The organism is Streptomyces sp. NPDC047453 (assembly GCF_040643155.1).
Taxonomy (GTDB): Bacteria; Actinomycetota; Actinomycetes; order Streptomycetales; family Streptomycetaceae; genus Streptomyces.
Genome location: NZ_JBEYTS010000134.1, coordinates 1 through 8,728, shown reverse-complemented (window position 1 = coordinate 8,728; position 8,728 = coordinate 1). Strand labels below are relative to the sequence as shown.

Annotated in this window: 11 protein-coding genes; 6 read left to right on the top strand and 5 right to left on the bottom strand. The window is 67.9% G+C overall.

The window, feature by feature from the left end; translation table 11 throughout:
- Positions 1-139 precede the first annotated feature (139 nt).
- The 3 genes from ABZ818_RS41535 to ABZ818_RS41525 all read right to left on the bottom strand — a co-directional run bounded on the left by ABZ818_RS41535 (position 140) and on the right by ABZ818_RS41525 (position 3,143).
- The gene (locus tag ABZ818_RS41535; protein ID WP_361427183.1) at positions 140-1,504 is read right to left on the bottom strand and encodes a hypothetical protein; all 1,365 of its coding nucleotides are present in this window, start codon (positions 1,502-1,504) and stop codon (positions 140-142) included.
- Between the two features lie 236 nt (positions 1,505-1,740).
- Complete coding sequence (locus ABZ818_RS41530; protein WP_361427180.1) at positions 1,741-2,067, bottom strand: helix-turn-helix transcriptional regulator; 327 nt, start codon at positions 2,065-2,067, stop codon at positions 1,741-1,743.
- Positions 2,064-3,143, bottom strand: coding sequence for a site-specific integrase (locus ABZ818_RS41525; RefSeq protein WP_361427177.1), 1,080 nt, complete (start codon positions 3,141-3,143; stop codon positions 2,064-2,066). The genes ABZ818_RS41530 and ABZ818_RS41525 overlap by 4 nt, the downstream gene beginning before the upstream one ends.
- Before the next feature lie 348 nt (positions 3,144-3,491).
- Here ABZ818_RS41525 and ABZ818_RS41520 point away from each other — a divergent pair, with 348 nt between their 5' ends.
- The 5 genes from ABZ818_RS41520 (at position 3,492) to ABZ818_RS41500 (ending at position 6,673) form a co-directional block, all read left to right on the top strand.
- The gene (locus ABZ818_RS41520) at positions 3,492-4,055 is read left to right on the top strand and encodes a dihydrofolate reductase family protein (protein WP_361427174.1); all 564 of its coding nucleotides are present in this window, start codon (positions 3,492-3,494) and stop codon (positions 4,053-4,055) included.
- A gap of 274 nt (positions 4,056-4,329) precedes the next feature.
- The gene (locus tag ABZ818_RS41515) at positions 4,330-4,476 is read left to right on the top strand and encodes a hypothetical protein (protein WP_361427189.1); all 147 of its coding nucleotides are present in this window, start codon (positions 4,330-4,332) and stop codon (positions 4,474-4,476) included.
- 121 nt (positions 4,477-4,597) lie between these two features.
- Positions 4,598-5,002 carry a GNAT family N-acetyltransferase gene (locus ABZ818_RS41510; RefSeq protein WP_361427171.1) on the top strand — a complete coding sequence of 135 codons (405 nt, stop codon included), beginning with the start codon at positions 4,598-4,600 and terminating at the stop codon, positions 5,000-5,002.
- 98 nt (positions 5,003-5,100) lie between these two features.
- Positions 5,101-5,448, top strand: coding sequence for a hypothetical protein (locus ABZ818_RS41505; RefSeq protein ID WP_361427168.1), 348 nt, complete (start codon positions 5,101-5,103; stop codon positions 5,446-5,448).
- A gap of 307 nt (positions 5,449-5,755) precedes the next feature.
- On the top strand, positions 5,756-6,673 hold the full coding sequence (locus ABZ818_RS41500) for an SMI1/KNR4 family protein (RefSeq protein WP_361427186.1): 918 nt from the start codon (positions 5,756-5,758) through the stop codon (positions 6,671-6,673).
- A gap of 92 nt (positions 6,674-6,765) precedes the next feature.
- On the opposite strand, the gene ABZ818_RS41495 is transcribed toward ABZ818_RS41500, so the two are convergent.
- Positions 6,766-7,062, bottom strand: a complete 297-nt coding sequence (locus ABZ818_RS41495; RefSeq protein WP_361427165.1) for a transposase family protein — start codon at positions 7,060-7,062, stop codon at positions 6,766-6,768.
- Positions 7,063-7,171: 109 nt separating this feature from the next.
- Positions 7,172-7,612: a hypothetical protein gene (locus ABZ818_RS41490; protein ID WP_361427162.1), complete on the bottom strand. Its 441-nt coding sequence runs from the start codon at positions 7,610-7,612 to the stop codon at positions 7,172-7,174.
- A gap of 307 nt (positions 7,613-7,919) precedes the next feature.
- On the opposite strand from ABZ818_RS41490, the gene ABZ818_RS41485 reads away from it, so the two are divergent.
- Positions 7,920-8,228, top strand: a complete 309-nt coding sequence (locus ABZ818_RS41485; protein WP_361427159.1) for a GNAT family N-acetyltransferase — start codon at positions 7,920-7,922, stop codon at positions 8,226-8,228.
- Positions 8,229-8,728 lie beyond the last annotated feature (500 nt).

Sequence of the window (8,728 nt, the reverse complement as noted above, 5' to 3'; positions counted from 1 at the left end):
GGCCGGCACCGCCGGGTTCGTGCCGCGCGAGTTCCTGTTCTCCTGCCCGGACTGTCCTGCGGTTCTCTGACCTACGCGGCACGACGTCGCGACGGCCTAGCCCAAGATCATCTCGTGGCGGGTTTGGAGCGTATCTGGGTCACACCCCCGGACCCCCGCGAGTTCGCGAAAACTGAAGGCGCTTCAGCGGGAACCCACGGGTCCGATGCCCTGATGTTAGGGGGAGGACCCGTGGGTTCGGGGTGAAGTTGCGGGGTCGGTTTCCAAAGGCCGTTCCAGGAGAGCGCGGGCAGAGCCCGCGTAGCGGATCGCGGTTTTCTCGCTGAGTCCGAAGACCTCCGCGAGATGGAGGGGGTCGGGACCGTGGACGAGTGCCTCTTCGAGCTGACGGTCCATGCGGAGTCGTTCGAGTGTCGCGATCTGGCCGTGCAGCGCCGGGCCAGCGACGGAGCTCTTGCCGCCAGCGACGGCGTCGGAACTCCAGCCATTCGAGGGCGACTTGAAGGGTGAGATCGTCCAGTGGGCGGGTGCGGCCGTCGATCGTCAGGCGGCGGTTGCCGATGTCGAGGTCGTCGAGCTGGAGGCGGCGTATGGCGGCGGGCCGTGCGGCGTGGACTGCGGCGAGTGCGAGGATCAGCCGGTCGGCGGGGTGGGTGACGGCGGCGACGGCCCCACTGGTGTGCTCGGGTTCCAAGGGTTGGATGACACCTTCTTCGCGCTGGCCGACGCGGATGCGGAGAGTGGGGTTCTTGAAGATGGTGCCGTTCTTCTTCGCCCACCGGAACAGCGATCGCAGCGCGACGACGGTGTGCTGGCGTGGAGAGCCGTGGACGGTGTCGAGGTGCGTGATCACGTCGTCGCGGGTCACTTCGCGCAGGTGGTCGTAGCAGCTGGACCATTCCCTCAGCGCCGGCCGGATCCGGTTGAGGTAGTTCCAGACCGTAGCGCGATGCCTGGCCCGGGACCGGGGCCCGCCGTCATGCAGGGTCCGTGCCCATCCCTCGACGTCCCCCCGGATCCCGACGGCGAGGCCGTCGAGCTTGCGCTCAAGCCACAGGTCGAAGGTCGCGGGCCGGTCGTCGAGGAAGACGCCCATGTGATCGAGGACGTCCGTCGTGCGGACGGTGCTCAGGCCGCGGGCCCGCAGCATGGGGGCTATTTCGGAGTACCGGATCACGTCGCCGTCCGCGTGGCCGGACAAAAGCATGACAAGGGCTTGATCGACGTTCAGCCGGGTCTGGCGAGGCCAGCCCCGTGTCTCACCGAGCCGGTGGGCAGTGTGACGGCCCCAGGCCAGCCAGGGGTTGTCACAGTAGAGAGCTGTACTTGCCCGCCATCGCGTGAAGTCCGGTTGGATGGCGAACAGGGCGGGCTGGAGCGAGCACGAGGACGGCGGCAAAGCCGGAGCCGGATCGGGCCGCCGGGGCCGTCCCCGACGGCCGTACTTCACCACGGTCTGCTTGGGCTGGCGATCCCAGAGCGCCGTCAGGCCGTAGAGGAACAACTGCTGGTGACGCAGGCGAGGCAGGAAGAGCTCCGGTTTGTCGCCGGTCGCGACAGCCTCCGTTCTCGCTTGGACCCAGCACAGACGGCAGTACCCCTCCCGCAAAGGCACTCGGCGTGTGCAGCCGGCGCACTCGCCCACGTTCCAGCGGCTGGCGAACGAGGAACACGTCGAGCACCGCGGCTCGAAGAACCGTCCCCAGGCGAGGCATTCCGGGCAGGAACTCGGGCCCATGGTCACGCAGGGGGAAGGGACCGGCCGTCCCGACGACGTGGGACCACCGCCGGAGCGGAACCGGACACAGCGGCGGCCTGCTGGCCGGTCTCCTCGCCGGGACGGCGGACCTTGTCCGGCTCGGGGATCAGCAAGTCGCCGATCTCGCAGCCGAGGACGACGCAGATGACGTCCAGATCCTCCAGCTTGAGGGAGACCGGCTGGCCGGACCACAGCCCGGACATCTTCCCCGCCGAGATCACCAACCCGTGCTCGGCCAGGCTCCGTTGGAGCTCGGACGCCTTCCAGATACCCTTGTTCGCGGCCGTCAGCCGCAGGTTCCACCTCATCGGATCAGCCCTTCCAGCCGCTTCGCGGCCCGCTCGGTCCCGGCGACCCAGGCGTCCTCGACCCGGGTCTGCTGGACATGGACGTATCGCATCGTCGTGGCGATCCAGGAATGTCCCAAAACCTCCTGAATCGCGAGCAAGTCCAGCCCGTTCTCATAGAGTTGGGACGCGCAGAAATGCCGCAGGACATGCGGCGTCAGCCGCTCGCCCCATCCCGGCAGATGTGTTTTGGCCGCGACCTTGAGCCCGCCGCGCAGGGCGTCATCGCCGACTCGGCGGGAGGAGCCGTCGGCGCTCTTGCGCTCGGAGGGGAACAGCGGGGCGCCGGGGCGGGTGTGATCGTCGTCGAACTGACCCCACACGTCCTCGATGAACCACCGCAGCGTGCGGTCGGCGCCGTTGATCAGCGGGACCATCCGCTCACGCGGGCCCGAGCCGCGGGCGCCTTTGCCGTGGCGGACGTGGAGTTTGCCGAAGCGGCCCAGGTTCCACTTGATGTCGGCCAGGTCGAGCTTGCATGCCTCGCTGACCCGCAAGCCGACCTGCGACATCAGCTTCGCCGCGGTGTAGTTCCGGGCGGTCGGGGCGAACTTGCGGCAGGTCGCCAGCTCACCACCCCAGCCGGTGAACAGGATCCCGACCTCCGGCTCGGTCGGAGGAATGCGCAGCTGGGCATCCTTGGCCCCGCGCGGCCGGTTCATCTCATCGATCGGGCACTGGACCACCCGGCCGGTCATCCGGTGGAGCTCGACCTTGTGCCGCAGTTCCAGGAACATGAAGTACGTGGTCAGCGCCTGGGACCGGGCCAGACGGGTGCCGCTGGGTGAGTTCCGCAGCACCTTCCCGAAGTACGCGTCAGCGTCGGCGGGCTCCATGTCCCACAGCGGCCGGCCGAGCCAGGTTCTGATCTGCTCCAGGTGCCCGACGTCCCCGCGCATGGTGCCGTCCGCCAGGCCCGCCGAGGCCCGCGCGAGGACGAACCCGGACAGCACATCGATCTCGAACCGCTCCAGCTCTTCCGCCGACGCGGGTGCCCAGTGCTCACGCAGGTCCCGTACGACTGCCAGCGCCGCCAACCCGAGCCTCCTCGCCTTCGGTCCGACTGCGGATCGGTCGGACGAAGTGAGAACGCTTCAAGAATCGCGAAGTTACGTCACAGAGTCGCAGAGCACACGAAGGAGGAAGAACCCCCTGGCCGCGAGGTTGGAGACTCAGGAGGGCTCGGGGGAACTCACGGGATGTCGCACATAAATGCGTACACCTCGCCTGCGGCGGCCGGGGAACCCGCCGCAGGTCGCGATGATCACGGTAGGGGCTCCGCCGCAGTAAATCCGGTATTTACTGCGACAGTGTGGCCTGACCGATGATTTTTCCGCGCCGTGCTGGTCTGTACGCCGAATACCGACTCACGGGAGGCTGACGCCATGCGGAAACTGACCTTCGCCATGAACATGAGCCTGGACGGCTACATCGCCGCGCCCGGCGACGACCTCGGCTGGAGCGTGCCGAGCGACGAGCTGTTCCAGTGGTGGTCCGACCGGGTGGACGCGACGGGCCTGGCGCTGTACGGGCGCAAGCTGTGGGAGACGATGAGCTCCCACTGGCCGACCGCCGACAAGCAGCCGGGTGCCACACCGGCGGCGATCGAGTACGCCGGCCGCTGGCGGGACATGCCGAAGGTGGTGTTCTCCTCTACGACCAGCACGGTCGACTGGAACACCCGTCTGGCCACCGGCGACGCGGTCACCGAGATCACCAGGCTCAAGGCCGACGACGGCGGCCCCATGGACATCGGCGGTGCCACACTCGCCGCGGCGGCCATGCGGGCCGGGTTGATCGACGAGTACGCGATCGTCACCCATCCGGTCCTGGTGGGCGGCGGCACGCCGTTCTTCACAGCCCTGGACAACTGGGTGAACCTGACCCTGGTGGAGACCCGGACGTTTCCCGACGGCGTGGTCCTGACCAGGTACGAGACCAAGCGCTGAGCGCTCGACATCGGATCGGCGCGGGCTTCGGGCGCCCAAGGATCTCGCGGCGCTGTGTTCCGAGGCGATCGTGATACCCCTGCCGGATCACAGGCCGTGTACGTAAGCGATCCCCAACCGGACACCGGTCAGCTCGTGCTGAGCGGGAGTCTGCTGGTCATGTTGAGTTTCACCTCGCCGTAGGGCCGGACGTGGGACCAGAACAACGGGGTCAGGCCCCGCCGGTCCGCGGGCGTGAGGAGGTCCGCCCACTCCGGTTCGCCGGCTCCAGGACATCCTGAGCGAGGAGAAGTGGCAGAAGCGGCTCACCGACGCCGACCGGCGAGCCCTGTCCCCGCTGTTCTGGACCCACGTGAACCCCTACGGCCGGTTCGAGCTGGACATGAACTCCCACCTCGCCCTCGCCGCCATCGTTATCTAGGGGGTGGCACCTCTTTCCCTGCTCAGATGGCTGATCAAGGATGCAGGCAAGTTACGACCTGGTCCGCGATGGAGGGTCAGAGGCAGCGCAGGCCATCGGTGCGAACTGACAGCATGGCCCCATGGATGCAGTGGATCTCGGCGAACTCGTTGTGCGTCGCGTCAGGGAGTCGGAGGCAGACGCGCTGGTTGGTATCGACTCAGTCGCGGTTGAAGGTGACAGGGAGCGAGTGGCGAGTATCCGATGGTGGTGCCAGCAGGGCCTGGTGGTCGTAGCGGAAGGTGCGTCTGGCCTCTTTGGCTACTGTGTAGTTGAGTACACATTCTTCGAACAGGGCTTCGTCACGATGCTGATGGTCGCACCATCCGCTCGTGGCAGAGGCGTTGGCCGTCGGTTGCTGGACGCCGTGGCGGCCTCGTGCGAAACCCAGAAGTTGTTTCACCTCAACCAACGTCTCCAACCAGCCGATGCAGCGGCTGCTGCAACGAGCTGGGTGGAGGCCAGTCGGCCTTCTCCACGGCCTTGATGAGGGTGACCCCGAACTGTTCTACCTCTGCCAGACGCAGACCAGGACGATGCACCTGTGACCCGTGACGTGATGGCGGCCGCACGGGTTCTTCGAGTGTGACCAAGAAGTGGGCCCGTGCGGCCTTGACCCATCCTGCCTTCTGCGGCGTCTCCCGTACACATCTCGGCGATTTGATCGAAGAGTTGGCTGCCCCGTGGCTCGCCCGTTGCGAGTCGGAGCTCCGTGAGTTCGGTACGCATCGCGGTCTGGTCGTGCATGCGCCCCGGGCGGTCCGCGCCCGACCACAACAGACGAAGCGGATCTGCGTCGAGCACGCCAATGCCGAGCTCTACGCCGAGACCCACCAGGCGATCGCTTCGCTGGTCTCGGATCGCTTAGCCCGCCGGCCAACCCGCCGCAAGCCGAGTACCGAACTCGTGCTCGCCTGGCAGAGCGCCTGCTGATCAACCACCAGCCGACTCGCCAGGTCAGCACGTCCGGACCTCAATCGCGGACCGAGTTGTTAGGCAAGTACGACTTGTCATGCCCGAGCAACGTGGTTCGGCCGAACCACCTCAGGGCCCCTGTTCGAGCGTTCGGTCACCTGCAAGATCCTCGACGTCGACCGCACCGCCGTCCTCAACTGACCGCTACGAGGCACACCAGAACCAGCCGTAGGGCCGCCCCCGCAGTGATCTGCGGGGGCGGCCCTACGGCTGGCATCCTGGCAGACAGCACCCAACGACCCAGAGGAGAAACGGAACCTTGCCCGTGACCGTGGACATGCCCGACCACATACGCGACCTCTGCGCCCACCTCGGAGACGGCGTCCCATACGCGGTCAAGGTCCTTGCCCGGCATCTGGCCGACGACCCCGGTCTGGGTAAGTGCATCGGCAGGCTCGGCCTGTACGCTGCGACGATCGACGGCGACACCTTCGATGACTGCCCGCCCTTGATCGTGCGCTACGCCTACGGCCCGCCCCTGACGGCGGAGGGGCACCTCCAGATCCGTGACGTCGAAGCCACCGGACCGCTCCCCGCCACCGGCGATACCGACGACGGCCAGGCCCCTGATCCGCGCCTGGAGCAGATCGCCGCACGGCAGGTGACCGAGGCGTGGCAGCGCATTACCTCATGGCTTGAGCAGAACGCGCCGGCCTCGCTCGAGGCGCTGCTGCCCGCCGCGACCGAGCAGGACATCGACGCCCTGGCGCAGCAGCTGGGCGTGCGTGTGCCGGTGGAGCTGCGGGCGCTGTGGCTGCTGTGCGCGGGCAACCAGGACATCCCGGGGGCCGGCTTCTTCCCCGATCACGGGTGGGCGTTGATGCCGTTGGACTCGGTTCGTGCGGTCTACCGGCGGAAGTCGCGCTGGCAGCAGGACCACGACGATGAGGAGTCGTGGATGTGGAAGCCGTCCTGGATCCCGTTCTGCTCGTGGTCGGTGACCGACACCAGCTACGGCCTGTTCGTCGACGCGGAGACGGGCGAGGTCGGGCACTGGGACGACACGGCCGTGCGCACCGTCGAGGACAAGTCGCTGACGATGCTGCTGGAGGAGATCGCCGACAGGCTGGAGAATCCGCAGCTGAGCCTGGGCTGCAAGCCCAGCCTGATCGGGGGGAGGCTGGTGTGGGGTCCCCCGTCTGACGAGGGCTCGGCGATCCTGTGGCAGCCATTCACCACCTGATCCCAAGCACCACGAAGGGGCGACAAGCTGTTGCCTGTCCGCCCCTTCGTGGTGCTTGAGGTCACGTGGTGCGATCTTGCGCCAGGTGCAGGTCACCCGTCCGCCAGGGTGCGCAGCCGCACCCCAGAGCGGTCGGGGACGGCGAAGCCGCGCGCCGCGAGGAGCGGGCGGATCTCGCCGACGGCGCGGGAGACCGTGGAGCGGGCCGTGCCGTACGGCTCGGCGAGCGCGGCGTGCGGGAGCCCCGTTCGCAAGTGGACCAGGGTGACCAGTACCCGGTCGGCGAAGACCAGGTCGTACTTCGGGCCAGCACCGGCCGCCCGCCGCCGCGCAGCACCTCGCCGCTCACGAAGGGCCGACTCGCACAGCGCCAGCCACGGGTCTGCCAACTCCGATCGAATCACCGAGATGTGCACGGGAGACGCCGCAGAAGGCAGGATGAGACAAGGCCGCTGGGCCCACTTCTTGGTCACACTCGAAGAACCCGTGCGGCCGTTGTCACGTCACGGCCGTAGAAGACAACCTCGCGGACCGAGTCGAGGCCGTCGCATCATCCCGGTCCGGCCGCTTGGCCGCGGAGGCCGCCGGTGCCCAACACCTTAATGGCCGCGTCCAGCACCTGATCGCGCAGTGGTTGGTGACGAAGTCGGTGACGAGGCGGTTGAACTCGTCGGCGTGCTCCAGCTGGGCCCAGTGGCCGCAGCGGTTGATCAGATGCGCGCGCTTCCAGTCGCGGGCATCGAGCGCTTCGAGGTGGGCCACGACGCCCGTCACGAGGAGGTCGCGGCTGCGGAAGTGGTTGGACGTGGTGCCGGCCGGCACCACGGCCGCCTTGTCGACGGCCTGCACCCTGCGCGCGGGGCCGGGCTGCTGGCGCCGTCCCGCTTCCTGCACGACGTCCCCGTCCTCGCGGCGCCGCTGGCCGACCTGCTCCACCACGGCCCCTGCGCACCCGTATGGCGCCCCGTCCACGACCCCAACCAGCGAGTCCGCTGGACCGGGCCCGGGCATCGACAGACATGACGCGCGGCCGCCGCAGGGAGGCGTGGGCCGAGATCGGCCACCTGGATGGCTAGGCGCTGCGAGGCGATCACCATCAACTCCTTCAACCGGGTCTCCCTCCTCAGCAAGCACCCCGTACGGCACACCGCCACGCCGCAGCCGGCACCCCGGTGACCGTACGAACCCCTCCGCACCTACATTTACGCATGGCCGGACACCGGACCCCACGCCCGAAAGGCTCACGATGACCATCGAAATCACCGACTCCCCCGACACGCATCGCTACGAGGCCCGCGTGGACGGGCAGCTCGCCGGCTTCGCCGAGTACCTGCGCACCAGCGAGAGCGGGCTTGTCGTCTTCACGCATACCGAGGTCGACCCGGAGTTCAACGGACAGGGCGTCGGCTCGGCGCTGGCCCGCGCGGGCCTGGACGCCGCGCGGGCAGACGGGCTGCGGGTGCTCGCGGTGTGCCCGTTCATCACCGCCTGGATGGCCCGGCACCCCGACTATCAGGACCTCGCCTATCAGAGCCGCAGCAAGGTCGAGGACTAGTACTCCAGCAGCGTTTCGCTATCTGTCCTGGTCAGAGGCGTCGTCGGGAGTGTAGTGGTCTGGTGGTGTGTCAGGGACGGTCTTGCCGGACTGCCGCTCCAACGACGCCGCCGGACTCAGCCGCCGCTCGAAGAGCGCAGACCAGGGTCTGACTGTGCACGCGACTTCAGATGCCGTTTCGACGTGACTGTGGATGTCATGCCGGCCGAGCTCGGGCTGCGACCGCTCTGGTCTTTCCTCGACTGCTGCGGGCTCTTCCCGTCGGAGAGCCGCAGGTCCAGGTGGAGCGCCCGCAGCCAAGCGAGGACGTACGACCTGGACGGGCGGCGAGCGACGGCCACAATCGGTGCGCGAGGAAGGGCCGCAGTGACATCCGAAGTGGCCTCGAAACGGCATCCGTACGCACTGAGAGGGCGTTAAGTCCCGTTCCTGATGATGTGGTGTCGCCCGTTCGTGGGTGATGGGACGGTTCCGTCCTCGTGTCATGTCGTGTGCATGAT